The 867-nt window shown below is 40.5% G+C and carries 2 protein-coding genes; both read left to right on the forward strand.

Annotation, left to right across the window (positions count from 1 at the left end; translation table 11 throughout):
- Nucleotides 1-241 precede the first annotated feature (241 nt).
- The gene (locus A1QO_RS04450) at nt 242-484 is read left to right on the forward strand and encodes a type II toxin-antitoxin system Phd/YefM family antitoxin (protein WP_017039458.1); all 243 of its coding nucleotides are present in this window, start codon (nt 242-244) and stop codon (nt 482-484) included.
- Nucleotides 485-491: 7 nt separating this feature from the next.
- Nucleotides 492-791 (forward strand): type II toxin-antitoxin system RelE/ParE family toxin, encoded by a 300-nt coding sequence (locus A1QO_RS04455; protein WP_005592609.1) that lies wholly within the window; start codon nt 492-494, stop codon nt 789-791.
- Nucleotides 792-867: the final 76 nt, after the last annotated feature.

Below are 867 nucleotides of genomic sequence, written 5' to 3' on the forward strand. Positions count from 1 at the left end.
TAGCCAACAAATCACAGCGAGCCTTAACGCCGCGTTAAGTGGTGAGCAACGCCTACCACCCTACCTAAACCATTGTGACATAAACACTTAACCCAAAGTAAGCCGAAAATGCCAAGCGTTGGGAATCCGTCTTAAACGCTTTGTTAGTTTACCTTTCACACAAATCGCACGATTTAATTGAATTGCACATTTAGAGCGATACCTTATAATGATACTGTACTTGCAGACTTGGAGCTTAACCATGTACACATTAACAGCAAATGATGCCAAACGTAATTTCGGTGAACTGCTTCTAAACGCTCAACGCGAGCCAGTTAAAATTAGTAAAAACAACAAAGATGCCGTTGTTGTGATGTCGATTAGAGACTATGAAGAACTTGAAGCTATGAAAGCTGATTACATAAAACATTGCTTTGAGGCTGCAAAAGCAGACTTAGCCCAAGGCAATGTAGTTGACGGTGAAAATTTCTTAAGCGCGTTGTAAGTAGAGTATGCACAAGAGCAAATATAAACTAAGTAAATTAGCACAGGCTCATTTACACAAAATCAAAAATTATACTGTTACAAACTTTTCCCAGATGCAGTGGAACTCATATAAAGACACTCTTCTTACTGGTTTTCAGATGCTTGCTGAAAACCCGGCAGTAGGTAGAAGCTGCAACGATATATATCAAAACGGTTTTTACTTCCCGATCGGCAAGCACACGGCTTACTTTACCAAAGAAGACGGCTTTATTTTGGTCGTTGCAGTTCTTGGACAATCGCAATTACCGCAAAACCATTTGCGATAATTACCACACCCTAGCATGTTCAGCTAGGGTGCTATTCTGATTGGTAAACTAACGCTCGCTTAAGCTGCAACCAACA

The sequence above is a fragment of the Vibrio genomosp. F10 str. ZF-129 genome (genome assembly GCF_000287055.2).
GTDB lineage: Bacteria > Pseudomonadota > Gammaproteobacteria > Enterobacterales > Vibrionaceae > Vibrio.